Origin of the sequence: Amycolatopsis sp. NPDC058278, assembly GCF_042881395.1 — a bacterium.
GTDB lineage: Bacteria > Actinomycetota > Actinomycetes > Mycobacteriales > Pseudonocardiaceae > Amycolatopsis.
Map to the genome: position 1 here is coordinate 20,960 of NZ_JBHVXZ010000084.1, position 23,447 is coordinate 44,406.

Consider the following 23,447-nt stretch of genomic DNA (forward strand, 5'->3'; position numbering starts at 1 on the left):
CCGCGGGACGATGCCCCGCCCGCGTGCTGCGGTGAACCCGAACGGCCCGTGGCCCGTGTAGACGGACGGGTGCGGAGCGGAAGTACGGGAGATCGCCTGATGACTGCCATCGAGGAAAGCCGCCGTGCCGGGCGGGAACCGGACGAACGGCCGGGCTGGAACGCCGACCCCGTTCTCGTCCTCACTTTGGTCCTGTTGGCCGGATTCCTGGCGCAGGGACCGGTTCGGCGGCTGTTGTCCGCTCCGGTCATGCAGAGCTGGATGACGGTGTTCGTGGCGGTGGTCGTGCAGGCGCTGCCCTTCCTGGTCCTCGGGGTGCTGCTGTCGGCCGGGCTCGCGGTCTTCGTGCCGCCGTCCTTCTTCACGCGCGTGCTGCCGAAACGGCCGTCGCTGGCGGTGCCGGTCGCCGGGCTGGCCGGCGCGGTCCTGCCCGGCTGCGAATGCGCGTCGGTGCCCGTGGCCGGCGCGCTGGTCCGCGGTGGCGTGCGGCCCTCGGCCGCGGTGGCGTTCCTGCTGTCGGCGCCGGCGATCAACCCGGTGGTGCTGACGGCGACGGCCGTCGCGTTCCCCGGGCAGCCGCGGATGGTCGTCGCCCGGTTCGTCGCGAGTCTCGCGGCGTCGTGCGTGATGGGCTGGCTGTGGCAGCGTCTCGGCCGTCCGGACTGGCTGCGTCCCCGCGCGCACGAGCACGGTGACGGCGGAACCGGGGGAGCGGTGTTCTGGGGATCGGTGCGCCACGACGTCATGCACGCGGGCGGGTTCCTCGTCGGCGGCGCGATGGCCGCCGCGACCCTCAAGGCCGTGGTGCCCGCGAGCTGGCTGCACGCCGCGGCGGGCAATCCGGTCGTGGCGGTCCTCGCCTTGTCGGCGCTCGCGGTACTGCTGTCGATCTGTTCGGAGGCCGACGCGTTCGTCGCGTCGTCGCTGACGCAGTTCTCGCCGACGGCGCGGCTGGCGTTCCTGGTCGTCGGCCCGATGATCGACCTGAAGCTGTTCGGGATGCAGGCCGCCACGTTCGGCCGCGGGTTCGCGCTGCGGTTCGCGCCGGCGACCTTCGTCGTGGCCGTGGCGGCCGCGGTCCTGACCGGCGCGGTGCTGCTGTGAACCGGACCGTGCAGGCGATCCTGCTGTTCCTCGTCGGCGGGGTGCTGCTCCACGCCGGCGTGACCGGCCTGTACCTGCGGTACGTCAAGGCCGGGCTGCGCCCGTTGGTGCTGGCGGCCGGAGTGGTGCTGGTGATCGCGGCTCTCGCGACGGTCTGGTACGCGCGGCGCCACCCGGCCGGGCACCCGGCGCCCCGGATCTCGTGGCTGCTGGTGCTGCCGGTGTTCGCGCTGATCCTCGCCGCGCCACCGGCTTTGGGTTCCTACAGCGCGATGCGCGCCGGTACGGCGGTGACGGCGCCACGGATCGTCACCCCGCTCCCGGACGGCAACCCCGTCCGGCTGACCGTGATCGACTACGCGGACCGCGCGGTCTACGACCACGGCCGGTCGCTGGCCGGCCGGACCGTCACGATCACCGGGTTCGTGGCCTTCGACCCGAGCGGCACGCCGTACCTGGTCCGCATGCTCCTGAACTGCTGCGCGGCGGACGCCCAGCCGGTGAAGGTCGGCCTGACCGGCCGGGTGCCGCCGGTGCTCCAACCCGATTCGTGGCTGGAGATCACCGGCGGCTACAGCGCCGAGCAGGCCGTGGACCCGGTCAACGGCGGGACCATCCCGTTCGTCGACGTCGGCCGGGCGCGGCCGGTGGCGCCGCCGGCCGATCCCTACGAAAGCCTCGGCTAGCGGCGCGGCACCCGGTCATCTTCCCGCTTGCGGGCCGATCATCGAGTTCACGTCGATCGGCGACGGGATCGCGCCGAGCTGCAGCAGCAGGTCCGGAACCCGTTGCAGGCGCCGGGAATCCAGGATCGCGCCGTAGCCCGGCAGGGTGAGCAGCTTGGCCGTGTCCTCGTCGATCTTGGCGAACCGCACCAGCAGCGGCTCGACCTTGGCGCGGTCGAACGTGGCGTCGTGGGTCGCCTTCTGCATGGCGCGCTGGAACGCGGCCAGGGTCTTCGGGTTCTCCTTCACCCACTTCCGCGTCGCGCCGTAGCCGGTCAGCGGGAAGTCCTGGGTGGCCCCGCTGTTGATGTCGATCACCGGGATCGCGCCGGCCGTCTTGGCGGCCTGCGTGATGTACGGCTCCGGCAGGTATGCGGCGTCGGCCTGCCCCTGCTGCAGCGCCGCGGCGATGTTGGGCAGCGGGATCAGCACCCATTTCACCTTGCTGAAATCGACGTTGTGGTCTTGCATGATCGAACGGGTGAGAAGGTCCGAAGCGGTGTTCTTGGCCGTGATGGCGATCTTCGCGGTCGCCAGGTCGGAGATTGTTTTCACCGGCGAATTCGGGACCGTGACGATCGCATTGGACTTCGCGTTGACCGAAGTCGCGTCGGCGACCAGCTCCATGTCGGCGGCGCCGGTGCTGCGTGCGGTGAAGAACGGCGGATAGGTCGAGAACGCGATGTCGACATCGCCCGAGATCGACTTCGCCAACGAGGCCTGGCCGCTGGCGGCGATCACGGACTCGACGGTGAGGCCCTCGGCCTGGAAGTAGCCTTCGTCCTGGGCCAGCCAGAACGGCGCGAGGTCCGTGGTGGGCAGGATCGAAACCTTCAGCGCCGTCTTCTCCGGCCCGCTGCCGCTCGACGAAGCGCTCGAGCCGGTGGCGCCGAGTGCGCCGCAACCGGTTACGACCGTGACGACCGCGAGAGCGAGCGCGGCACGAACACGGCCACTGCTCCTGACGATTCCAAACAAGGTCTGCTCCTCGAAGGAGATGACAGTTGATGTACCGGCTCCAAGGAAGGTTGCTTGATTCACTCCCCGGCGTCAGGCGGGCCACTGTAGGGACCCCCGCAGCCCTTGACAATGCGTGATGGCGCCGGATCGGGGATTTCACCAGAATGGCGGCACGAATACTTGATCGACGATCTTGCCCGCCGTTGGTCACGGTCCGTTCGGCGTGAAGCTCGACGGCAGAGCGGATCGAGTGCGAAAAACGTGGCCCGAGACCGCCCGGCAAGGCGGAAAACAACGGACCGGAGGTCACGTCCCGTCGCGGCCGACCCGGCCTCGAAATCGACGCCGGCGCCGGTTTTCGCGGAGATTATCTGCGAAGACAGGCATCGTCGGCGACGCCGCGGAATCATCGAATGGCTCATCAGGTGCACGCAGAGTAACGGTGCCCGGGTGGTCCTTCCGGCCGTGGATGCGGCGCCGATGCCCTGTGTCGCAACGCCTATCGCCGGGACGACGGCCGTCGCGCCCCGCCTTGTCCGGACCGGCGTCGCCGATGTCGATCGGTGTGCGGGCGGCCGTTGCTCCATTGGTGCCGGGCCGGGGAATCGCATCCGGATCACGAATCGGGGCATTCGGCGAAAGGGGGGTTTCCGAGAAGGGAAGTCCGGGCCAACGGCGGACGTTCCGCGCCGCCCGAGCGTACCTCTTGTTGGGGAACAGGTTTTACTTCTAAACTTCCCGGTGTGCGACCGCTTACGGACGGTACGGAGCTGCTGGTCGGCCGGGACAGCGAGCTGTCCCGGCTGGTCGCTTGGATCCGTGACGTCGCGGCGGGCCGCGGCCGGGCCGTGCTGGTGGACGGCGAGCCCGGGATCGGCAAGTCGGCGCTGGTCCGGTCCGCCTGCGCGGCCGCGACCGAGGCGGGCTGCCAGGTGTACTGGGGCGCCGGCGACGAGCTCGGTCAAGCACTGCCGCTGCTGCCGCTGCTGGATGCCCTGGAGATCACGCCGGTCACGCGGGATCCCCGTCGTGACGCCGTTTCCGAGCTGCTGGGCGGCGGAGCCGTCGCGGGCAAGGGTGCCGACCTCGCCGCCGCGGCCGCCGAGCGGCTGATCGCGCTGGTGGACCAGCTTTGCCAGGACGGCCCGGCCGTGCTCGTCGTCGACGAGCTGCAGTGGGCCGACAGCACGACGGTGGCGGTGTGGAGCCGGCTCGCCCGCTCGGTCCGGCAGCTCCCGCTGCTGCTGATCGGGGTGCTGCGGCCGGTGCCGCGCCGCGACGACCTGAGGTCGCTCTTCCGGATCGTCCGGCCCGCCGAACGGCTGCGGCTGGCCCGGCTGGCGGAACCGGCGGTGCTCGAGCTGGTGGCCGCCCTCGCCGGCGGCAAGCCGGGCGCCCGGCTGGAGGAGCTGGCCGCCGGCGCGGCGGGCAATCCGTTGTACCTCACCGAATTGCTCGACGCGCTGACCAGGAGCTCGTGCCTGGAGGTCGACCACGCGGGCATCGCGGAGCTGACCGGCGCGGCCACGCCGGACTCGCTGCCGGAAGCGATCGCGGACCGGCTGGGCTTCCTCACGGAGCCGGCCCGGGGCGTGCTGCGGACGGCGGCGCTGCTCGGCGTCGGCTTCTCGGTCGCGGACCTGGTGACCGTGACGAACTCTTCGCTCGCCGAACTGTTGCCCGCGCTCGACGAGGCCCGCGCCGCCGGCGTGCTCGTGGCGGCCGGCGACGACCTCGAGTTCCGGCACCCGTTGATCCGCACGGCGTTGTACGACGAGATGCCGACGGCGGTCCGGATCGCCTGGCACCAGTCCGCCGCGTGGGCGCTGGCGGAGGCGAACGCCCCGGTCGAGCGGGTGGCGCGGCAGCTGCTCCCGATGGTGTCCACAACGGACAGCCGGGTCCCGGTCCCGGACTGGGCCGTGCGGTGGTTGCTCGACGTGGCCATGCCGTTGATCGGCCAGGCACCCGTGGTCGCCGTCGCGCTGCTGAGACGGGCGGTGCGGGACGCGCCGCTCGACGACGCCGTGACCGGCGCGTTGGCCTGCCGGCTGGCCGACGCGTACTACCGGGTGGGCAACGTGGCCCAGGCCGAGCGGATCGCTTGCCGCGCACTGGATCGCGTCCGCGACCCCGACGTGCGCGTCGATCTGCACACGACGCTCGTCCAGAGCCGCGGGACGGCCGGCCGCGCCGCCGAGTCGCTCCCCGCGCTCAACGAGGCGCTGACCCAGCCGGGGCTGCAGGCCCGGCACCGGGCCCGGTTGCTGGTGCTCATCGCGCGGATCCGACGTGTCCTCGGCGAGGTCGACTCCGCGGGCCGGGCCGCGTCGGCGGCGCTGGCCGAACTCGGCTCGGCCGAAGACCGCTGGGCGGCCGGGTGGGCGCTGCACGTGCTGGCCCAAGGCGCGATGGCGCGCGGCGAGTGGGCCGGGGCGCTGCCGCTGTTCGAGCGCGCGATAGCCATCGTGCGGGGCGACCCCACGCTGATCGAACTCACCCTGCTGCTGCGCATCAACCAGTCGGTCACCTTCGGCGCGCTCGACCGCTACGCCGACGCGCTCACCGCCGCCGGGCAGGCGCGCGACCTGGCCGAGCGCACCGGCAGCGAGGCGCGGCTGACCCAGGTCCAGAGCGCGATCGGGCAGTTGATGCTGGGCGCCGGCCGGTGGGACGACGCGCTGGCCGAGGTCGACGTCGTCCCGGACGACCACAAGGACCCGGGAGTGGTCTGCTGCGACCACGGCGTCGCCGCGATCATCCACCTCCACCGCGACGAGACGGCCGCGGCCCGCCGCCACCTCGACGTCGCCGCCCTGCATTCGGAACGCGCCGGCGACGAGGTCGTGGAATCCCTGGTCCGGGCCCGGAGCCTGGCGTTCGAGCACGCCGGCGCGCCGGAGCGGGCGCTCGCCGTGCTGACCGCCGTGCCGGCGGGCGAAGACGCGGGGGAGGAGCGGCTGGGGGACGCCGTCCGGCTGGCGATGGCGATCGGCGACGTGCGGACCGCGGCGGAGATCGAGGCCCGGGCGCGCGGGATCGCCGCCGAGTCCGCCGTTCCGCACCGCCGCGCGCTCGCGCTGTACTGCCGCGGCCTGCTCGAGCGGGACGGGACGATGTTGCTGCGCGCCGCCGACGGCTACGCGGCCGCGGGCCGGCCACTGTCCCGGGCCAAAGCCCTGGAAGCCGCCGCACTCGCCTTCTTCGAAGCCCGGGACGAAGACCGCGCTTCGGCGCGGGCCGCCTTCACCCACGCCATCGACCTCTACACGGAGCTGGACGCGCAATGGGACGTGGCGAGACTGCGCGCCCTGTTTCGCGCGCGGGGTATCCGGCGCGGCCCGAAGGTGAAGCACCGCCAGGCCAGGCACGGCTGGGACAGCCTCACCCCGACCGAGGGCCGGATCGCCGCGCTGGTGGTGGAAGGCCTGTCGAATCCGCAGATCGCGGCCCGCCTCTACTTGTCCCCGCGCACGGTCGGCACCCACGTCTCGCACATCCTGACCAAGCTGGGCGTGCATTCACGCATCGACATCGCCCGGGAAGCGGCCCGCCACCAGTCCGCTTCCGGCTGAGCCGCGGGCAGGCCGCCCCGGATCCCCGGGACAGCCCCGTGCCCGCGCGCCGCATCAAGCAGCGACCTCCGGGGCGTCGTCCTGGGGACGCACGGCGAGCGGCGGGGTGACCGCCGCCGGCGGCGGGGCCCAGCGGAACACCGCGATGTGCCCGCTGACCATCTGGCCGAGCAGGACCGCCAGGATCAGCATCAGCGGCGTCCGCCAGGCGCCCGTGCCCGTGTGCAGCCAGCCGCAGACGAGCACGCCGAAGCCGGCGATGACGTACCCCACGCCCTGGACCACGGCCGACAGCGCCACCGAGCTGTCCTTGCTGCGCAGCGAGATGGTCGTCAGGGCGAACGCGAGCGCCCCCATGCCGGTGCCGGTGGCCACGGCCCACAGCCAGGGCGCGGCGGCGGGGGCGAGGATCAGGCCGGTCACCCCGATGACGTTGGGCGTGGCCAGGGTGATGACGAGCAGCGTCTGGTTGCGCCAGCGGCGGGTCCAGCCCGGCACCAGCCACATCATCGGCAACCCCATGGCCATCGACAGCGCCAGGCACGTCCCCGCGGTCGTCGGGGGGACACCGGCGTCGCGCAGGATGCCGGGCAGCCACCCCATGACCAGGAACGTCACCGTCGAGATGAGTCCGAAGTGGATGGTCAACGCGGAGGCCGACACCGCTCCGGGCGCCCTCCGCGGCGACACGAACTCGCCGGGCGTGCGCTGCCACACCTGCTGGGCCAGCAGCGCCGTGGTCGCCCACACGCCGAGGGCGACCCGCCACGACGACGACATGACCGCGGTGGGCGTGACCAGCGCACCGGCCGTGCTGCCCACCCCGAGCCCGAAGGTGAAGGCGGCGGAACCCTGGGCCAGCAACGGCAGCATGGTACCGAGCACGGCGATGGACAGGCACGCCAGCGCCGTCCCGACCAGGAGCTCCACCGGACCCCCGAGAACGCGTCCGGCCAGCGACAGCACCAGCCCGACGAGCGCCACGGTGACGGTCCGGTGCGTCCCCACCCGGCTGCACAGCCACGGCGTCGCCCAGCCGCCGAGGCCGATCGCCCACAGGGGCAGGGCGACGAGCACCGCGGCGACGAGGCCACCGGCGACGGAGATGTCCGGCAGCGCCGCGCCCAGGCTGGTCACGGCCGGCCGCAGGTTCAGTGCGAGAACGAAGATGACCAGAGTGGAGACGGTGGTGGTAGCACGCGACATCGCTCCTCCTCGGCGTCGAGGGCGGAGCGTCAAAACTCCGTAGGACAAATGTTTCGCGGTGCGCGCATTTCAGACATCCGTCACCTGACGGATGAAGGAACTTTTGTTGCCCCTCAACGATTATGGGCGCTTCGACGGCTCTGCGGATGGGCGTGCATCGGCACGGCCGGACGTCTCGGCCGCGGAAGGCACGCCCGGTTTCGTCACGGTCCGTGGTGACGGATCCCGATGGAGCGGCGAAATCCGCTCGGGCGGCGCAGTGGGGACGCCGGGAACGACGGCGCCGTCACTGCGGATCACCGCGACGGCGAACGGTCCACAGCGGAGCCGTCGGACATGGGTTTGCGTGGTGTCGGCCGCCAGCGCCATGTCGGCCACCAGCGGGGCGTTGAGCGCCGCCCGCAGCCCGAGCTTCGCCCGGCGCTCGGCGGTGTCCGGGTAGCTGAAGGTGAACGAGCCCGGCATGTTCCAGCCGCCCGGGCCGGCGTAGCCCTCGAGGCCGTACTGCTTGCCGAGACTGGCGGTCGAGTACCCGAAGCTGAAGGTCGCGTCTGCCCTGGCCGGGGTCGGTTTGCTCAGGCGCCCGACCCGGCTGCTTGAAACGTAACAACGGGTCGTAGTAGCGTCGGCGGGTCAGCGAGTTGAAACCTTTTAATCCGGAGGTCACGATGGTGCGGCAGGTGCGCGCGTGAAGGTGGCCGTGCTCGTCACCTGCATCAACGACGCGCTGTTCCCGGACACCGGCAAGGCGGTGTTCCGGCTGCTGCGCCGCCTGGGCGTGGACGCCGACTTCCCGCAGGCGCAGACCTGCTGCGGCCAGCCGATGGTCAACACCGGCTACCTCGACGAGGCCGTGCCGGTGGTCCGCGCGTTCACCGAAGCGTTCGCCGGGTACGACCACATCGTCACGCCGTCGGGTTCGTGCGCCGGTTCGGCCCGGCACCAGCACGGCCTGGTCGCGCGGCGCGCGGGGGAGCCGCGGCTGGCCGGAACCGGGCCGAAGGTCCGCGAGCTGAGCGAATTCCTCGTCGACGTGCTCGGCGTGACCGACGTCGGCGCCTACTTCCCGCACCGCGTCACCTACCACCCGACCTGCCACTCGCTGCGCATGCTCGGCGTCGGCGACAAGCCGCTGCGGTTGCTGCGGGCGGTGCGCGGGCTCGACCTCGTCGAGCTGCCCGCCGCGCAGGAGTGCTGCGGGTTCGGCGGCACCTTCGCCGTGAAGAACGCCGAGACGTCGACGGCCATGGGGGCCGACAAGGCCCGGCACGTCCGCGAAACCGGGGCGGAAGTGCTTGTCGCCGGCGACAACTCCTGCTTGCTGCACGTCGGTGGCCTGCTGTCGCGGCAGCGGTCCGGCGTCCGCGTGCTGCACCTGGCCGACGTGCTGGCCTCGACCGAGGAGGACGCGTGAGCGCCACGTTCGTCGGCATGCCCGCCTTCCCGGCGGCGGCCCGGGAAGCGCTCGCCGACACGCAGCTGCGCCGCAACCTCGCCCACGCCACCGGCACCATCCGCGCCAAGCGCGCGGCCGTCGTCGGCGAGGTGGCCGAGTGGGAGGAACTGCGCCTGGCGGGCGCCGCGATCAAGGACACCACCCTGCGCCGCCTCGACGAGCACCTGCTGACCCTCGAAGCGGCGTTGCGGGCGCGGGGCGCGACCGTGCACTGGGCGCGTGACGCGCGGGAAGCCTGTGACGTCGTCGCCCGCATCGCCCGCGATCACGGCGTCGACGAGGTCGTCAAGGTCAAGTCGATGGCGACCCAGGAGATCGGCCTCGACGAGGCGCTCGCCGAGCACGGCGTCACCGCCTGGGAGACCGACCTCGCGGAGCTGATCGTGCAGCTCGGCGACGACCTGCCCAGCCACATCCTGGTGCCGGCGATCCACCGCAACCGCGCGGAGATCCGGGAGATCTTCCGCCGCGAAATGGCCGGCGCGGGCCGTCCGGCGCCCGACGGCCTCACCGACGACCCCGCCGAGCTGGCCGGCGCGGCCCGGCTGCACCTGCGCGAGAAGTTCCTGCGCGCGAAGATGGCCGTCTCCGGCGCGAACTTCGCCGTCGCCGAAAGCGGCACCCTGGTCGTCGTCGAGTCCGAGGGCAACGGCCGGATGTGCCTGACCCTGCCCGAAGTGCTCGTTTCGGTGGTGGGCATCGAAAAGGTCATCCCCACGTGGGGCGACCTCGACGTGTTCCTCCAGCTCCTGCCGCGGTCGAGCACCGGGGAGCGGATGAACCCCTACACGTCGACGTGGTCGGGCGTGACCCCGGGCGACGGGCCGCAGGAGGTGCACGTGGTGCTGCTCGACAACGGCCGCACCCGCGCGCTCGCCGACGAGGTCGGCCGGCAGGCGCTGCGCTGCATCCGCTGTTCGGCGTGCCTGAACGTCTGCCCGGTGTACGAACGGACCGGCGGCCACGCCTACGGCTCGGTCTACCCGGGCCCGATCGGCGCGATCCTCAACCCGCTGCTCAAAGGCGTCGGCGTCGACGAGCAAACCGATTCGCTGCCGTACGCGTCCAGCCTGTGCGGTGCCTGCTTCGAGGCGTGCCCGGTGCGCATCGACATCCCGGAAGTCCTGGTGCACCTGCGCTCCCAAGTGGTCGACGCGCATCGCGGCGGACCACCGAAACCCGAGGCGGTGGCGATGAAGACGGCGTCATGGGTGCTCTCGGACGCCCGTCGGCTGGGTCTGGCCGAGCGCGGCCTGGGTGTCGCGAACCGGGCCCTGACCCGCTTCGGCCGCCGCCTGCTCCCCGGCGGCCGCCGAGCTCTGTCCCGCCTGCCGTGGCCGGGTTCACTGTGGACGAACAGCCGCGACCTGCCGGCGCCGCCGCGTGAGTCGTTCCGCGCCTGGTGGCGGAAGCGATGACCGCGCGCGAGGAAATCCTGGCGGCCGTCCGTGGCGCCCTGCGGGAGGCGGACCGGACCGAAGCCGTGGTGCCACGCGGGTACCGCTCGGCCGTCGCGGACGTCGCGGACGTCGCGGACGTCGTTGCCCTGTTCGCCGAGCGCGTCGTGGACTACCGCGCCGCCCTCACCCGGTGCACCGCCGCCGAGCTGCCGGACGCCCTCCGCGCGGCACTGGGGCCGGCGCGGAACGTGCTGGTACCCGACGGTTTCCCGGTCGCCGTCGACGGCTCGCCGCCGCCGGCGACCACGGCCGGGCCGGCGGGGTTCGACGCCGTCGTGACCACGGCGGCGCTGGGCATCGCGACCACCGGCACGATCGTCCTCGACCACGGCCCCGGCCAGGGCCGGCGGGCGCTGAGCCTCGTGCCGGACGTGCACGTGTGCGTGCTCCGGGCGGAGCAGATCGTGCCCGGCGTCCCGGAAGCGGTGGCCGCGCTGGACCCGGCCCGCCCGCAGACCTGGATCAGCGGTCCGAGCGCCACCAGCGACATCGAGCTGACCCGGGTGGAAGGCGTGCACGGGCCGCGGACCCTGCACGTCATCGTCGTCATCGAGTGACCGAAGGCTGCCCGGTGAGGTCCGGGTGAAGTCCCTTTCGGACGCCTGATTCTCGTGCGTGGCTGCCACGAACGAGTCAATGAGCGCGTGGTGGGCGGTCTGCGGGAGTCACTCGATGGTGTCGCGAGGTGGAAAGCCGGACCGGCCCGGCAGTAATTTCTGCTTCCGCGCTGCGTAGAACGCTGCCTTGGCCACGGACACCTCGACGGCGGCACGGGCCGAGGCCATCGAGCCACCGCGAATCGGCGCCTCGCGCGGAAACGGAATGGGAGTCGACAGCAGAGTGACCGTCACCGAAGAGATCACCACGCTTCTGCACCGGAACTTCGGCATCGAACCCGCGGACGTGCGGTTCGAGGCGTCGTTGCACGACCTGGGGATGGATTCGCTGGCCCTGGAGGAACTGCGCGTCCTGCTGGAGGAGCGCCTGGACATCGACCTCGAAGACGTCCAGCTGACCTCCCGGGAAACCGTGGGGCAGCTGGCGACGGCCGTCGACGAGAAGACCGGGCGGTGACCGCGCCTCCGGCAGCGGCGGTGACCGGGCTGGGCCTGGTCACCGCGGCGGGCGTCGGTGCCGGCGCCGCGTGGCGGGGCGTGACCCGGTCCGGAGCCGCCCCGGGAGTCCGCCACCAGGCGGAACTGCACGGGTTGTCCTGCGATTTCATGTACACCATCGACGATCTCGACACCGAGAGCGTGCTGGGGGTGCCGGCCCTGCGGATGATGGACCGGTTCTCCCAGCTCGCCGTGATCGCGGCCAGGGAAGCGGTGGCCGACGCCGGGCTCGACACCTCGGTGTGGGAAACGGACCGGGTCGCGGTCGTCATCGGGTCCGCCCACGGCGGCCTTCCGTTCTACGACCGGCAAAGCGCCGTCCTCGCGGAGAAGGGCGTCCGGCGGGTTTCGCCGAAACTAGCGCCGATGACCACGGTGAACAGCGCCGCCAGCAGCGTGTGCATGGACCTCGGCGCCCGGGGCCCGAGCCTGAGCGTCTCCACCGCGTGCTCTTCGGGCACCGTCGCGATCGGGACCGCGCTGCAGCTGCTGCGCGCCGGTGCCTGCGACATCGCCATCGCCGGCGGCGCCGAATCGGTGTGCTCCCGCTTGCTGATCGCCAGTGCCTGTCAGATGCGGGCGGTGTCCACCCGCCGGGACGACCCGTCGACGGCGTGCCGCCCGTTCGACGCCGACCGCGACGGGTTCGTGGTGGGGGAGGGCGCCGGTCTCGTCGTGCTGGAGCGGCCCGGGCACGCCGCGGCGCGCGGCGCGCGGGTCCGGGCGGGCATCGCGGGGTACGGCGCGTCCAGCGACGCGTACGCGGCCGTGGCGCCGGACCCCGAAGGCGCGGGGATCGAGCGGGCGCTGCGGACCGCACTGGCCGACGCGGGTGTGACGGCGGCCGAGGTGGGCCACGTGAACGCCCACGGCACGTCCACCGTGATGAACGACCTGATCGAGGCCACCGTGCTGCACCGGGTGCTCGGCGACCGGCCGTTGGTGACCTCGACCAAGGCGATGACCGGACACGCGCTCGGCGCGGCCGGTGGCATCGAAACCGCGCTCACCGTGCTGGCCCTCGAACGGCAGCTGGTGCCGCCCACGGGCAACTTCCGGACCCGGGACATCCGGATCCCGGTCGACGTCGTCGCCAAGGAAGCCCGGCCGGCCGCGTTCGACTGCGCGGTCAAGACGTCGATGGGCTTCGGCGGCCACAACGCCGCCCTCGTCCTCACGAAGAGCTGCTGAGCCCGGTTCCGGAGCAGAAGGAGATCATGCGCGAGGAAGTGGTCCGCCCCCTGACGCTCGGCGGAACGCGGTTCAGCTACCGGCTCCTCCGGCACCCCGGCCCGCGGACGGAACCGGTGATCGTGCTCGGTGGCGGCTTCCAGGGCAGCCGCGGCTGGCCGCACATGGAGGACCGGATCACCCCGGTGGCGGACTTCGTGACGGCGGACCTGCCCGGCGTGGGCGCGTCCGATTCCCTGCCACCCGGGGCCGGAACGGAGTTCGCGGGCGCGGCGGTCGACCGGATCCTCGACGACCTCGGCGCCCCGCGGGTCAACCTGTTCGGCTACTCCTACGGCGCGGAACTGGCCTTCGGCTGCGCCCAGCGCCATCCGCACCGCATCGCGCGGCTGATGCTCGGCGGCGTGGTCTCGCACACCAGCTCCGCCCAGCGGGAGTCGTTGCGGCTGGCGGCCGGTCACCTCGCGCGGGGCGACACCGAGAACTTCGCCGCGGTGGCTGCGCGGATGCAGCTGTGCCTCGACGAGGACCGCCACATCCCCCGCCGTTCCCTGGTCTACCGCTACGTCAAGCGCTCGATGCTCCACGTCGCCGTCCACGTGCCCGACGTGCTGGACTACCTGCAGCGGTCGCTGATCAGCAGCCCGTCCTTCGACGGCGGCCTGTCCGGGGTGCCGGCCCTGGTGTTCACCGGGGAGCACGACTCCATCACCGACCCCGAACGGCAACGCGCCTTCGCGGCCACGATCCCGGGCAGCCGCTTCGCCGCCATCAAGGATTCCGACCACTGGGTCGTCCTGGAACGCGCCGCCGACGTCGCCGACCTGACCGTTCGCTTCTTCACCGACCAGCCTTGGGAGGCGGCCCCGTACGTGGCGCATCCACTTTCGTGAGCCCGTCCGCGGTGAGGGTGAGGTGCCGCGTCAGCTCCTCGGCGGCGGCATCCGCATCGCGGGCCAACGCCGTCTCCTCGAGCCGGCGGTGCTCGGCGAGGTGATCCCGGCCGGGGCCGTGGTGCGCCGACCAGCGGCGCGCCAGTTCGCTCGCGGCCCACAGCCGGTCGAACGTCTCCAGCAGCACCGGGTTCCCGCAGCCCGCCAGCAGCGTGCGGTGGAAGACCCGGTGGGCTTCCGACCACGCCTCGCTGTAGTACTCGCCCTCCTCGGGGACGAACGCCGGGGTGCGGGCCAGCCGGTGGTGGGCGGCGCGCACGCCGGCCTCCCAGCCGACGTCACCGCGTTCGACGGACAGCCGTAGCACCATCGGTTCGATGGTGCGGCGGGCTTCCGCGATCTCCTGCCAGCGGCGGTGGGAGAGGGCCGGGACGGCGAAGCCGCGGTTGGGCAGGCGGTCGGCGAGTCCGTCGCCGACCACGCGCACGAGCGCCTCCCGCACCACCGCCAGGCTGACGCCCTGCTCCTGGGCGAGGTCCTGGGGTTTGAGCGCCGCGCCGGGGGCGTGGTCGCCGCGCATGATCGCGGCCCGGATGTGGGCGTAGACGCGTTCGGAGAGCATCCGCGGGGCCGAAGCGTCGGCTGGGGGCGTGGTCCGAGTCACCGGACCAGCATAGACGATCGCGACAATAATCGATTATTGTTGCTATAGTCGATCTAGCGGCGGCTGGATGCCCCGCGACCCGATCCGAGAGGAACGCTTTGAGCGTCAACGATCCCTTCGCCCGCCTGCCCGAGGCGGCGCCCTTCACCATCACCAGCACCACCATCACCGACGGCGGCGTCCTGCCGCCCGGGCAGATGTCGGGGCTGTCCGGGGTCCCCGGTGGGGAGGACAGGTCCCCGCAGCTGTCGTGGAGCGGTGCCCCGGACGGCACCAAGAGCTACGCCGTCACCGTCTACGACCCCGACGCCCCCACCGGGTCCGGGTTCTGGCACTGGGCCGTCGCCGACATCCCCGCCACCGTGACCGGACTTCCCGAGGGGGCCGGCGACGAGACCGGCTCGGGTCTGCCGCCGGGGGCGGTCCAGTTGCCCAACGACGCCCGCACGGCCCGGTTCCTCGGCGCCGCGCCGCCGGCCGGCCACGGCCCGCACCGCTACTTCGTCGTGGTGCACGCCCTCGACGTCGAGTCCATCGGCGTCCCCGCCGACGCCACCCCGGCCGTCCTCGGCTTCACGATGGCTTCGCACACGCTCGGCCGCGCGGTCCTCACCGCGACGGCGGAAACGCCGGCGGCCGGCGAACGCGTCGAGGTTTCCCGGCTGATCCCCGCCCCCGCCGGCGCCGTCTTCGCGGTGCTGACCGACCCGAAGGGCCACGTCGACATCGACGCGTCGGGAATGCTCATGGACGCCGAAGGCGACCGCGTCCGGCGGCCCGGTGACCGGTTCCGGGTGCACATGGACCGCGAAGCGCTGGGAGACTTTCCCCTGGGCAAGTACGAGGTCGAGGTGGTCATCACCGCGCTCGTCCCGGACGAGGAAATCGCATGGACCGTGGAAGCCGGGCGCGGGCCCCACGTCCGGCACGTCTACGGCTACCGGCTCGAGCCGGCCGAAGGCGGCACCCTGGTCACGTCCTATTACGACTGGTCGCAGATCGACGAAGGGTGGAAGCGGCGCAACGTCTTCCCGATCGTGCCCGAGTCCGCCCTCAAGGCCACGCTGGGCATTCTCGAGCGCACCGTCCGCCGGCGCGGCGTTTAAACGTCACTTTCGGTTGATTCTTCGCCGCATTCGAATTGCTGGCCGTCCCGATTTTGCCGACACTCGGGGAATGGAGAAGACGGCTTCCGAACCCGAGACGCTGCCCGAGTCCGACGTCCGGTTCCCGATCGTCCTGCGCGGCTACGATCGCCGGCAGGTGGACGAGTACGTGCGCGTCGCGGAAAAGCGCGTGGACCGGCACGAGAAGGCGCGGCGGGTCGCGGAGCGCCGGCTGGCCAAGGCCCAGGTGCCCGCGCCCCGCGCCCCGGAGCCGGACGACGCGGCCGGACTGGGCCGGCGGATCGAAAAGATCCTGCAGGTCGCGAAGGCCGAGGCCGCGGAGATCCGGGAACAGGCCCGCAAGGAGGGCGCGGAACTGCGGGCGGCGGCGGAGAAGGCGGTCGCCGAGGCGGAGGCCGCTCGCGCGGAGACCGAGCGCGCCGCCCAACGGGACGCGCAGCTGATCCTTTCCCGCGCGGAAGAGGAAGCCGAGACCATCCGGGCGGCCCACCGGGCGGTGCTGGACCGGCTGGGCCAGATCGTCGGCGTCGTCGAAGAGGTGCGCGAGCGGTTCGGCACCGAGGCCGAGGAGGAGAGCCCGGCCCCGGTGCCGGAGGCCGCGGACGCGGTGTCGTCACTCGCGTGACCGGTGGCCGCCGAAGCAGGTGACGGTCGCCGAAGTGACCGCGCTACGTGGCAGCACTCCAGCGGTGGATGGCGAACCGGCTGCCGTCGCGGCGCACTCGGGCAGCGCCCGGCCCGCCGAAATGGGCCGGGACGACGAGTTCGCCGGTGTCCGCGGCGCGTTCGAGGATCGCGTGCCGGGTGGTGGCGGCCTGGTGCGGGTCTTCGCAGAAGCAGCTGCTGTGTTCCGGCGCCAGGATCTGCACCGGGCTGTGCAGCAGGTCCCCGGCGAACACGGCCCGATCGCCGCCGGACGACACGCGCAGGACCGACGAGCCCGGGGTGTGGCCGGGCGCGGCTTCCAGCGTCAGGTTCCGGTCGAGGCGGTGGCTGCCTTCCCACAGCACGGCCCGGCCGAGCACGGGGGCGACGCTGTCGGCGTAGACCAGCAGGCTGCCGTCGCGGCGGAGCTGCTCGTGGGGCGTGCGGGGAGCGGGGCGGCGGTGGGCGTTGCGCGGATCGAAGTACACCTGGTCGGTGCGGGGGATCAGGTAGGTGGCGTGGGGGAACGTCGGCACCCATTCGCCGTTGCGGAGTTCGGTGTTCCAGCCGACGTGGTCGTAGTGGATGTGCGTGTTGACGACGACGTCGACGTCCTCCGGCCGGACGCCGGCCGCCGCCAGCCGGTCGAGGAAGGGTGTCGCCAGGTGGTCGAAGAGCGGGATCTGCGGCCGGTCCCGGTCGTTGCCGACGCCGGTGTCGACCAGGATCACCCGGCCTTCGCTGCGGAGCACCCAGGTCTGCACGGCGCCGCGGTAGCCGCCGGTCTCCGGGTTCCAGTGGTCGGGCGCGAGCCAGCCGGCGTTGTCCGTCCAGAGCCGGGGCGGGCTGCCGGGGATGATGGACCGCACGGGAGCGATCTCGCCTTGCCACTCGATGACCCTCATGACTTCGACTTCGCCGATGTGCATGACTCCACGCTAGGACGCAGGCGGGAGCGTTTCGATGCGACAAGTGCTCGTTCTGATGCGTGATCGTCTCAGGGCTACGATGGCCCGGTGGACGTGCTGAGTGACGCGATCGCCGCGGTGCGGATCGGCCGGCCCGTGTCGAACCGCCTCCGGGCCGGTTCGGAGTGGTGCTACCGCTTCGCGCCGTACGAGGGCGCGGGCTTCCACGTGCTGCTGCGCGGCAGCGGCTGACTGCTCCCGGACGGCGGGGAGCCGGTGGCGCTCGGCCCCGGCGACGCGGTCCTGGTTCCGCACGGCGGCGCGCACACCCTGTCCTCGACGCCGGACGCGACCGGCGCGGTGCCGTTCGAAGCGGCGGTGGCCGAGCCGGCGGGCCGCACCGAGTTCCTGTGCGGCAAGTACCGGCTGTCCCACGCGCGGCGGCACCCCTTGCTCGCGAGCCTGCCGGAGGTCGTGCACCTGCCCGCCGAGGTCGGGCGGCGCGCCGAACTGCGCGCGGCCATCGACCTGCTCGGCGGCGAGGTGAGCGACCGGCGGCCGGGTTCGGCCACGGTCCTCACCGGCCTGCTGGACCTGCTGCTGGTCTACCTGATCCGCGCCTGGCTGGCCGACCACCCGGGCACGGGCTGGCCGCAGGCGCTGCGAGACCCCGAAATCGCGGCCGCGCTGGAAGCGCTGCACGAGCACCCCGAAGCGCCATGGCGGATCGAGGACCTGGCCGCCCGGGTGGGCCTTTCCCGCGCGACCCTGGCCCGCCGGTTCACGGCGCTGACGGGACAGCCGCCCATGGCGTACTTGACGTGGTGGCGGCTCACGACGGCGGCGCGCCTGCTCCAGGACACGGATTTTCCCCTGCCGTCGATCGCCGCCAAGGTCGGTTACGCCTCACCGTTCGCGTTCTCGCACGCGTTCAAGCGGCAGTTCGGCGTCGCGCCGGGCGGATTTCGGACCGGCCGGTGACGACCGCGGTCCTCCGTCCGCGGGCAAAAGGGTCGGCGCAACTCGGGAAAGCCATGGCCGAGATCCGCCTGGACGAAATCGAGTGAAACCTCGGCCACTACGCCGGCCTCATCAACGAATGATCCCCCCGCCAGCGCCGCCTGAGGGCCTGAGGGAGCCGTCAGGGAGCGGATGGCTGTCGGCCGGTGGGGTGTCCTGGACGGCCATCGGGCCACCTCGCCCCGCGCTATGGGTTGACGCAGTATGACATGGCGATGCATAGTTACGATCATTAACTAGGCGATGAAGAGTCGCACAAGTTCCAGGAGCCGGCCATGACCGAAATGAGCGTCCCCACCGTGACCGCCACCGAAGTGGTACTGCCGGGCAAGGTCGAGCCGTCCGGGCTGCAGGTGCTCCGGCGCTCCCTCCCGGCGCCGGCGGCCGGTCAGGCCCTGGTGCGCGTCGAAGCGACCGCCGTGTCCTTCGCCGAAAGCGCGATGCGCCGCGGCCGTTACTTCGGCCAGCCCGCGTTCCCGTTCGTGCCCGGTTACGACCTCGTCGGGGTCGTCGAGGCGGTCGGTCCGGACGTGGACCGCGCGCTGATCGGCAAGCGGTTCGCCGCGCTGACCAAGACCGGCGCGTGGGCCACGGCCGTCCTCCTGCCCGCCGCCGACCTGGTGGCGGTGCCCGACGGCGTGAGCGCGGAGGAGGCGGAGACGCTGACGGTCAACGGGCTGACCGCCTACCAGATGCTCCACCACGTCGCGAAGGTGCAGGCCGGGCAGACCGTCCTCGTGCTCGGCGTCGGCGGCGGTGTCGGCACCCTGCTGGCCCAGCTCGCCCGCCACACCGGCGCGCGGGTGATCGGCACGGCGAGCCCGCGTCACCACGAGGCCCTGCGCGCACTGGGTGTCGAGCCGGTCGACTACCGGGATCCCGACGTCGCGGCCCGGGTCCGGGAACTGGCTCCCGGCGGCGTGGACGCCGTGTTCGACCACCTCGGTGGCGCGAGCATCTCCCGCTCCCACCGGTTGCTCAACCGCACCGGAACCCTGGTTTGCTACAGCATCGCGAGCAAGCTCGACGACCGCACGCCGGTGGTGCTCAGCTTCCTGAACGTGCTGACGAAACTGACGTTCTGGAACTACCTGCCCACCGGCAAGCACGCGAGCTTCTTCGACGTGTGGTCGGGCGCGGGCAAGCCGGACTCCGCCGAGCGCGACGCCTTCCGCGCCCGGATCCGCACCGACCTCACCCACGTCTTCGGCCTCCTGCGCGACGGCGTGCTCACCGCGAAGATCGCCGCCCGCTACCCGCTCACCGAAGTGGCGGCGGCGGTGGAACTCTCCGAGTCCTCCGCGCGAACCGCGCTGGGGAAGATCGTCCTCCTGCCGCAGGCCGGTTCCTGACTTTCCCTTCGTCCGAGAGGAGTGCGGCATCGTGAAGATCACCATCTCCGGCGCGTCCGGTCTCTCGTCTCCAGCTCAGGCGTCGCCTGCTACGGCCCGCGCGGCGACGAGGAGGTCACCGAGCAGGACCCGCCGGGCGGCACGTTCCTCGCCGAGGTTTCCGCCGCGTGGGAGCAGGAAGCGGCCAGGGCGGCCGAGTTCGGGGTCCGCGTGGCGCGGATGCGCACCGGCGTCGTCCTCGATGCTTCGGGTGGCACGGTGAAATCGCCTCGTGGAGCGGCGCCTACAACGGCACGGCACCCGAACCGGTCACCCAGCGGGAGTTTTCGAAGGCGCTGGGCCGGGCGCTGCACCGGCCCGCCGTCCTCCCGGTGCCCGGGTTCGCTCTCAGGGTGGCGCTCGGCGAGCTGGCGGACATGGTGACCACCGGCCGGCGCGCGGTGCCCCACCGCGCGCTCGACGGCGGCTACCGCCACGCGCACCCGCGGCTGGCGGAGGCGCTGACTTCGGCGTCGAGCTGACAGCGGCAGTGCCGATGGTCCCTTCCGCCGGTGACCGACGGCCCCGGCATCGATGGCGTTCGCCAGCAGCGGCGGCGAACGCCTTCCGATTGGCTGGGTACCCCACGAACCAGCGACCGGAGGCTGCCATGGCTCACCGTCCCGTACCGGCGAGCGACCTCGCCGAGGAGCTCCTCGGCGTCGGCAGGCCCACCCCCGTGCCCGGCATGAGCCGCGCCACGGCCCGGAAATCGGCCAGGGCCCGGGGTGCGGCGCTCGGCGCGCCCGCGCGCCGGACCGTCTCCTGAGGCCGGCTGTGGACGACGGGGGAGGCACGGTCGGGGTCGAGGAGGAGTTCGTGCTCGTCGACCCGCGGTCGGGGGCGACGGCCGCGGCGGCACCCCGTGTCCTGGCGCAGCTGGCGGACGAGCCGGGGGTGATGGCGGAGTTCCTGCGGTTCCAGGTGGAGACCGCGACCGAGGTGCACCGGTCGCTTCCCCAGGTCTGCGCGGACCTGACCCGGCTGCGGCACCGGGTGGCCGAGGCCGCGGAGCACGTCGGCTGCGTCGCGCTGGCCACCGGCGTGGCCCCGTTCGGGAGGGCGTCGCAGGTGACGGCCGATCCTCGCTTCCGCACGCTGGCGGCCCGGTTTCCCGCGCTGGTCGGCGAAGCGGGCACGTGCGCCTGCCACATCCACGTCGGCGTCCCGTCGCGAGCTGCCGGGGTGGCCGTGCTGACGCGGCTGCGGCCCTGGCTCGGTGCCCTGCTGGCGGTCAGCGCGAACTCGCCGTACGTCGACGGCCTGGATTCCGGGTGGGCCAGCGCCCGGTACCCGCTGTGGTCGCGCTGGCCGACGGCCCGCCCGCCGGGCGAGTGGCGCGACGTCGGGGACTACGACGCGGCGGTCGAGGGTGCCATCCGGCGCGGGCAGGCGCTCGACGCCCGCAGCGTCTACTTCTACGCTCGCCTGTCCCCGCGGCACCCGACCGTGGAGGTGCGGATCGCCGACGTCTGCCTCGACGTGGCCGACGCGGTGCTGCTCACCGGCCTGGTGCGGGGCCTGGTCGTGACCGCGCTGGCGGAACAGCGCCGCGGGGCGCCACCGCCGCGCGTGCCGGACGCGCTCGCCGAGCGGGCGTTGCGGGCGGCCGCGAGGTACGGCCTCGCCGGACCGGGCGTCGACGTGCTGACCGGCACCCCGATGGCTCACGAAGAGCTGGTCGAAGACCTGCTCGCCTACGTCCGGCCCGCGCTGCGGGCGATGGGCGACCTCGACGACGTCCTGGCCGCCTGGTGTGCGCTCAGGTCGCGGGGAGGGGGAGCGGAGCGGCAGCGAGCGCTGCGCGCGGAGTCGGGCACGCCGGCGGAGTTCGTCGCCCACCTGGCCGCGGTGACCCGGGGTGAAGACCGGGAACGGGAGGCGGCCCAGTGAAGACCACCGCCCATCCTGGGGCGTTCCACGCCCGCTCAGCGACGTGCTGCTGCCCGAAACCGGCGTGGTGACCGGGCGGCTACGTCGACGCCGGGGTCATCGGCGCGCTGTCCACGGCCGCCGCGGTCCCACCGCGGCGGCGCTTCGGGCGTCGTTCAGCGCAGCGGCAGCGCGAACTCGACGTACGGCCCGGTACCCCGGTGCTCCGGGTCCGGAACCAGCACGCCGCGCACGCCGCCGGACGCAGGGCGATGGTGTTCCGAGGCCCACGTGAACAGTGCCCCGACCGCGACCTCGACCTGGCTTCCGGCGCTCCACGGTCCGGGAGTCTCCTGCCGGACGAACGCTTCCTGGTGCGCGGGCTCCGTGCGCAGGGTCAGGTCGGGGAACCCGGCCGCGATCTCGGCGGCCCCGTCCTCGGGCACCGGCCAGCACCACTCGACCGGGCCGTCGCTGTCCCCGCTGACCTCCCCGTGGTAGATCGTGAACGGCGCACCCGCCGTCCCCTCGACCCGCGGAACACCGCCCCGGCGCAACCGGTGGATGAACAACTCCCGGGTCATGGGCTCCAGCTCGTCCTGGTTCACCCTGCTGATCACGCTGAGCACCCGTCGCTCCGGGATATCGCGGACGGTGACCTCGTACATGGCGGGCTTCCTCCCGTGAAGGTGATCGACGAGGCGGCCCACCAGCACGCGCTGGGCGGCGTGCTCGGCTTCGGTCTCGGCCCAGTAGCCGCGGATCTCCTCGGCGGCCGCGGCCGGCTCCAGCGCCAGGATGGCCCTGATCCGGGTCAGCGGGACACCGGCCCGGCGCAGCGAGGCCACCAGACGTGCCTGGTCCAGCTGCGTGACCGCGTACCGGCGATAGCCGTTGCCCGCGTCGACGTGGGCCGGCGCCAGCAAGCCGAGTTCGTCGTACAGCCGCAGTGCCTTGGGCGACAGCCGCGACAGCCGCGAGAACTCGCCGATACCGACCATGCTCATGGTGGACTCCTCGTCCCGGGCGGGTGCCCGGTCCCGGCCACTCTGCGGTTTCCCCCGGGGTGAAGGTCAAGGACCGGATGCGGCGGCGTCGCCGAGGACGACCGCGGGCAGCCACCGACCGGTTCCGCTGGGGCTTCGACCGGCTGCTCGACGGACTCGCCACGTACGCCGGGCCCGCTGGCGCGCAACGGCCGCGGTGAGCAACGGCGCCACGGCTTTCCCGCGCGTCCGCTCCGCGGCGCACGGCCGAGCTGCCGACCCGCGGCGGGTTCAGCTCGGGAGGTGACCGGACGGCGGGGGCCCGCCGTCCGGTCCCGCGAGACCGTCGGCCGGGTCGAGGCCGAGGATGGCGAGCAGCGTGGCGCAGTCATCGGCGTCGTCCGCCGACGAGGCGACCATGCGGGCACCACGCCGGCGTTGCTCGGGGCTGAGGGCGAACGGGTCCGGCTCCCGGCGCGGGGCCACCTTCGGCTGTCTCATCGGCGTGGTCCCGGCGGGGCTACGTGAGGACCGGACCGCGCCGGGCGGTGGTCAGGTGCGGGACCGGCTTCATGCCGCTGCTCCCGTCCCCGGCCACGCGAAGCGGCCGGTGTGGGGCCCGGGGACGACGCGGATTCGGCCACCCGCGTGCGAAATGCTCTCGGACACTTCCGACGGTACACGCGCGTTCCTCTCGAGCGCTGCAGCCGCGGACCGGTCATCACCCGGTGCAGTTGGGGACGGCGGGGACGCTGCCGACGCAGTTGTTGGGGGTGTTGGCGGTGATGGGGGCGTTGGTGGTGGTCATGGTGCCGCCTTGGCGGTAGACGCCGCCGGAGTTGCCCAGGAGCAGCAGTGCGTGGTTGTCGGTGACGGCGGTTTGGGTGAGGGTGGTGGCGGTGGAGTTGACGGCGGAGATTCCGCCGCCGCGGCCGGCGTTGTTGCCGGTGATGAACAGCGGGCTGCCGGAGACGCCCGTGACGGAGAGGGTGCCGCGGAGGCCGTTGTAGATGGCGCCGCCGTCGCCGAGGAGGGTGGTGTTGCCGGACAGCGGGCTGTTGGTGAAGGTGGCGGCGGGTGCGGTGCCGCTGGGGGTGTCGGGATTGGCGAGGCCGCCGCCGTTGCCGGAGGCGGTGTTGCCGGTGAGGG

Annotated in this window: 25 protein-coding genes and 1 pseudogene; 17 read left to right on the forward strand and 9 right to left on the reverse strand. The window is 72.8% G+C overall.

What is annotated here, in order from left to right:
- The first annotated feature begins 99 nt into the window (after positions 1–99).
- Both ACFVYA_RS33840 and ACFVYA_RS33845 read left to right on the forward strand, forming a co-directional pair.
- Complete coding sequence (locus ACFVYA_RS33840) at positions 100–1,104, forward strand: permease (RefSeq protein WP_387050815.1); 1,005 nt, start codon at positions 100–102, stop codon at positions 1,102–1,104.
- The gene (locus ACFVYA_RS33845) at positions 1,101–1,790 is read left to right on the forward strand and encodes a TIGR03943 family putative permease subunit (protein ID WP_387050817.1); all 690 of its coding nucleotides are present in this window, start codon (positions 1,101–1,103) and stop codon (positions 1,788–1,790) included. Before ACFVYA_RS33840 ends, ACFVYA_RS33845 begins: the two co-directional genes overlap by 4 nt.
- Positions 1,791–1,805: 15 nt before the next feature.
- On the opposite strand, the gene ACFVYA_RS33850 is transcribed toward ACFVYA_RS33845, so the two are convergent.
- Positions 1,806–2,807: an ABC transporter substrate-binding protein gene (locus tag ACFVYA_RS33850; protein ID WP_285993787.1), complete on the reverse strand. Its 1,002-nt coding sequence runs from the start codon at positions 2,805–2,807 to the stop codon at positions 1,806–1,808.
- A 725-nt stretch (positions 2,808–3,532) separates the two neighbouring features.
- Between ACFVYA_RS33850 and ACFVYA_RS33855 the strand changes: the two genes are divergently transcribed.
- Positions 3,533–6,364 (forward strand): AAA family ATPase, encoded by a 2,832-nt coding sequence (locus ACFVYA_RS33855; RefSeq protein WP_387050819.1) that lies wholly within the window; start codon positions 3,533–3,535, stop codon positions 6,362–6,364.
- A 54-nt stretch (positions 6,365–6,418) separates the two neighbouring features.
- Here the strand turns inward: ACFVYA_RS33855 and ACFVYA_RS33860 are convergent, their stop codons facing one another.
- Positions 6,419–7,570: an MFS transporter gene (locus ACFVYA_RS33860; RefSeq protein WP_285990749.1), complete on the reverse strand. Its 1,152-nt coding sequence runs from the start codon at positions 7,568–7,570 to the stop codon at positions 6,419–6,421.
- Positions 7,571–7,690: 120 nt separating this feature from the next.
- On the reverse strand, positions 7,691–8,035 hold the full coding sequence (locus tag ACFVYA_RS33865; protein ID WP_387050821.1) for a hypothetical protein: 345 nt from the start codon (positions 8,033–8,035) through the stop codon (positions 7,691–7,693).
- 223 nt (positions 8,036–8,258) lie between these two features.
- Here ACFVYA_RS33865 and ACFVYA_RS33870 point away from each other — a divergent pair, with 223 nt between their 5' ends.
- From ACFVYA_RS33870 to ACFVYA_RS33880, 3 genes are read left to right on the forward strand one after another with little or no spacing between them, the layout of a single operon-like run.
- Entirely contained in the window at positions 8,259–8,984 is a 726-nt protein-coding gene (locus tag ACFVYA_RS33870; RefSeq protein ID WP_387050823.1) for a (Fe-S)-binding protein, read from the forward strand.
- 17 nt (positions 8,985–9,001) lie between these two features.
- Positions 9,002–10,444 carry a lactate utilization protein B gene (locus ACFVYA_RS33875; RefSeq protein WP_387050848.1) on the forward strand — a complete coding sequence of 481 codons (1,443 nt, stop codon included), beginning with the start codon at positions 9,002–9,004 and terminating at the stop codon, positions 10,442–10,444.
- Positions 10,441–11,043 carry a lactate utilization protein C gene (locus ACFVYA_RS33880; protein WP_387050825.1) on the forward strand — a complete coding sequence of 201 codons (603 nt, stop codon included), beginning with the start codon at positions 10,441–10,443 and terminating at the stop codon, positions 11,041–11,043. The genes ACFVYA_RS33875 and ACFVYA_RS33880 overlap by 4 nt, the downstream gene beginning before the upstream one ends.
- Positions 11,044–11,151: 108 nt before the next feature.
- On the opposite strand, the gene ACFVYA_RS33885 is transcribed toward ACFVYA_RS33880, so the two are convergent.
- Positions 11,152–11,337, reverse strand: a complete 186-nt coding sequence (locus ACFVYA_RS33885; protein WP_285990752.1) for a hypothetical protein — start codon at positions 11,335–11,337, stop codon at positions 11,152–11,154.
- Here ACFVYA_RS33885 and ACFVYA_RS33890 point away from each other — a divergent pair.
- From ACFVYA_RS33890 to ACFVYA_RS33900, 3 genes are read left to right on the forward strand one after another with little or no spacing between them, the layout of a single operon-like run.
- The gene (locus ACFVYA_RS33890) at positions 11,327–11,560 is read left to right on the forward strand and encodes a phosphopantetheine-binding protein (RefSeq protein ID WP_285990753.1); all 234 of its coding nucleotides are present in this window, start codon (positions 11,327–11,329) and stop codon (positions 11,558–11,560) included. The genes ACFVYA_RS33885 and ACFVYA_RS33890 overlap by 11 nt on opposite strands.
- Complete coding sequence (locus ACFVYA_RS33895; RefSeq protein WP_387050827.1) at positions 11,557–12,792, forward strand: beta-ketoacyl-[acyl-carrier-protein] synthase family protein; 1,236 nt, start codon at positions 11,557–11,559, stop codon at positions 12,790–12,792. The genes ACFVYA_RS33890 and ACFVYA_RS33895 overlap by 4 nt, the downstream gene beginning before the upstream one ends.
- A gap of 26 nt (positions 12,793–12,818) precedes the next feature.
- The gene (locus ACFVYA_RS33900; protein WP_387050829.1) at positions 12,819–13,685 is read left to right on the forward strand and encodes an alpha/beta fold hydrolase; all 867 of its coding nucleotides are present in this window, start codon (positions 12,819–12,821) and stop codon (positions 13,683–13,685) included.
- Here the strand turns inward: ACFVYA_RS33900 and ACFVYA_RS33905 are convergent.
- On the reverse strand, positions 13,633–14,307 hold the full coding sequence (locus ACFVYA_RS33905; RefSeq protein WP_387050850.1) for a GntR family transcriptional regulator: 675 nt from the start codon (positions 14,305–14,307) through the stop codon (positions 13,633–13,635). The genes ACFVYA_RS33900 and ACFVYA_RS33905 overlap by 53 nt on opposite strands.
- 140 nt (positions 14,308–14,447) lie before the next feature.
- Here ACFVYA_RS33905 and ACFVYA_RS33910 point away from each other — a divergent pair, with 140 nt between their 5' ends.
- Entirely contained in the window at positions 14,448–15,455 is a 1,008-nt protein-coding gene (locus tag ACFVYA_RS33910; RefSeq protein ID WP_387050831.1) for a YbhB/YbcL family Raf kinase inhibitor-like protein, read from the forward strand.
- Between the two features lie 70 nt (positions 15,456–15,525).
- A complete protein-coding gene (locus tag ACFVYA_RS33915) occupies positions 15,526–16,101 on the forward strand; it encodes a hypothetical protein (protein ID WP_285990757.1) in 576 nt (191 codons plus the stop codon).
- 43 nt (positions 16,102–16,144) lie between these two features.
- Here ACFVYA_RS33915 and ACFVYA_RS33920 read toward each other — a convergent pair whose 3' ends face one another.
- Positions 16,145–17,050: an MBL fold metallo-hydrolase gene (locus ACFVYA_RS33920; RefSeq protein WP_387050833.1), complete on the reverse strand. Its 906-nt coding sequence runs from the start codon at positions 17,048–17,050 to the stop codon at positions 16,145–16,147.
- 93 nt (positions 17,051–17,143) lie between these two features.
- On the opposite strand from ACFVYA_RS33920, the pseudogene ACFVYA_RS33925 reads away from it, so the two are divergent.
- The 6 genes and pseudogenes from ACFVYA_RS33925 to ACFVYA_RS33950 form a co-directional block, all read left to right on the forward strand.
- Positions 17,144–17,647, forward strand: a pseudogene (locus tag ACFVYA_RS33925) (cupin domain-containing protein); the annotation flags it as partial.
- A gap of 78 nt (positions 17,648–17,725) precedes the next feature.
- Positions 17,726–18,010 (forward strand): helix-turn-helix transcriptional regulator, encoded by a 285-nt coding sequence (locus tag ACFVYA_RS33930; protein ID WP_387050851.1) that lies wholly within the window; start codon positions 17,726–17,728, stop codon positions 18,008–18,010.
- Between the two features lie 314 nt (positions 18,011–18,324).
- Positions 18,325–19,401, forward strand: a complete 1,077-nt coding sequence (locus tag ACFVYA_RS33935) for a medium chain dehydrogenase/reductase family protein (RefSeq protein WP_387050835.1) — start codon at positions 18,325–18,327, stop codon at positions 19,399–19,401.
- Positions 19,402–19,568: 167 nt separating this feature from the next.
- Positions 19,569–19,922, forward strand: coding sequence for a DUF1731 domain-containing protein (locus tag ACFVYA_RS33940; protein WP_387050837.1), 354 nt, complete (start codon positions 19,569–19,571; stop codon positions 19,920–19,922).
- Between the two features lie 128 nt (positions 19,923–20,050).
- Entirely contained in the window at positions 20,051–20,209 is a 159-nt protein-coding gene (locus ACFVYA_RS33945) for a hypothetical protein (protein WP_387050838.1), read from the forward strand.
- A gap of 8 nt (positions 20,210–20,217) precedes the next feature.
- On the forward strand, positions 20,218–21,333 hold the full coding sequence (locus ACFVYA_RS33950) for a glutamate--cysteine ligase (RefSeq protein WP_387050840.1): 1,116 nt from the start codon (positions 20,218–20,220) through the stop codon (positions 21,331–21,333).
- Between the two features lie 155 nt (positions 21,334–21,488).
- Here the strand turns inward: ACFVYA_RS33950 and ACFVYA_RS33955 are convergent, their stop codons facing one another.
- From ACFVYA_RS33955 to ACFVYA_RS33965, 3 genes are all read right to left on the reverse strand, one after another.
- A complete protein-coding gene (locus ACFVYA_RS33955) occupies positions 21,489–22,319 on the reverse strand; it encodes a MerR family transcriptional regulator (protein ID WP_387050842.1) in 831 nt (276 codons plus the stop codon).
- A 270-nt stretch (positions 22,320–22,589) separates the two neighbouring features.
- Positions 22,590–22,799 (reverse strand): hypothetical protein, encoded by a 210-nt coding sequence (locus ACFVYA_RS33960; RefSeq protein WP_285990766.1) that lies wholly within the window; start codon positions 22,797–22,799, stop codon positions 22,590–22,592.
- A 220-nt stretch (positions 22,800–23,019) separates the two neighbouring features.
- A partial coding sequence (locus ACFVYA_RS33965) for a hypothetical protein (protein ID WP_387050844.1) occupies positions 23,020–23,447 on the reverse strand: 428 nt, incomplete at its 5' end.

Excerpts from the sequence above, each read along its gene's own strand:
- ACFVYA_RS33915 (WP_285990757.1), top strand. The coding sequence starts at position 15,526 with ATGGAGAAGACGGCTTCCGAACCCGAGACGCTGCCCGAGTCCGACGTC.
- ACFVYA_RS33905 (WP_387050850.1), bottom strand. The coding sequence starts at position 14,307 with ATGCTCTCCGAACGCGTCTACGCCCACATCCGGGCCGCGATCATGCGC.
- ACFVYA_RS33875 (WP_387050848.1), top strand. The coding sequence starts at position 9,002 with ATGCCCGCCTTCCCGGCGGCGGCCCGGGAAGCGCTCGCCGACACGCAG.
- ACFVYA_RS33900 (WP_387050829.1), top strand. The coding sequence starts at position 12,819 with ATGCGCGAGGAAGTGGTCCGCCCCCTGACGCTCGGCGGAACGCGGTTC.
- ACFVYA_RS33945 (WP_387050838.1), top strand. The coding sequence starts at position 20,051 with ATGGCTCACCGTCCCGTACCGGCGAGCGACCTCGCCGAGGAGCTCCTC.
- ACFVYA_RS33935 (WP_387050835.1), top strand. The coding sequence starts at position 18,325 with ATGACCGAAATGAGCGTCCCCACCGTGACCGCCACCGAAGTGGTACTG.
- ACFVYA_RS33860 (WP_285990749.1), bottom strand. The coding sequence starts at position 7,570 with ATGTCGCGTGCTACCACCACCGTCTCCACTCTGGTCATCTTCGTTCTC.
- ACFVYA_RS33960 (WP_285990766.1), bottom strand. The coding sequence starts at position 22,799 with ATGAGACAGCCGAAGGTGGCCCCGCGCCGGGAGCCGGACCCGTTCGCC.
- ACFVYA_RS33920 (WP_387050833.1), bottom strand. The coding sequence starts at position 17,050 with ATGCACATCGGCGAAGTCGAAGTCATGAGGGTCATCGAGTGGCAAGGC.
- ACFVYA_RS33955 (WP_387050842.1), bottom strand. The coding sequence starts at position 22,319 with ATGAGCATGGTCGGTATCGGCGAGTTCTCGCGGCTGTCGCGGCTGTCG.
- ACFVYA_RS33880 (WP_387050825.1), top strand. The coding sequence starts at position 10,441 with ATGACCGCGCGCGAGGAAATCCTGGCGGCCGTCCGTGGCGCCCTGCGG.
- ACFVYA_RS33865 (WP_387050821.1), bottom strand. The coding sequence starts at position 8,035 with ATGCCGGGCTCGTTCACCTTCAGCTACCCGGACACCGCCGAGCGCCGG.
- ACFVYA_RS33840 (WP_387050815.1), top strand. The coding sequence starts at position 100 with ATGACTGCCATCGAGGAAAGCCGCCGTGCCGGGCGGGAACCGGACGAA.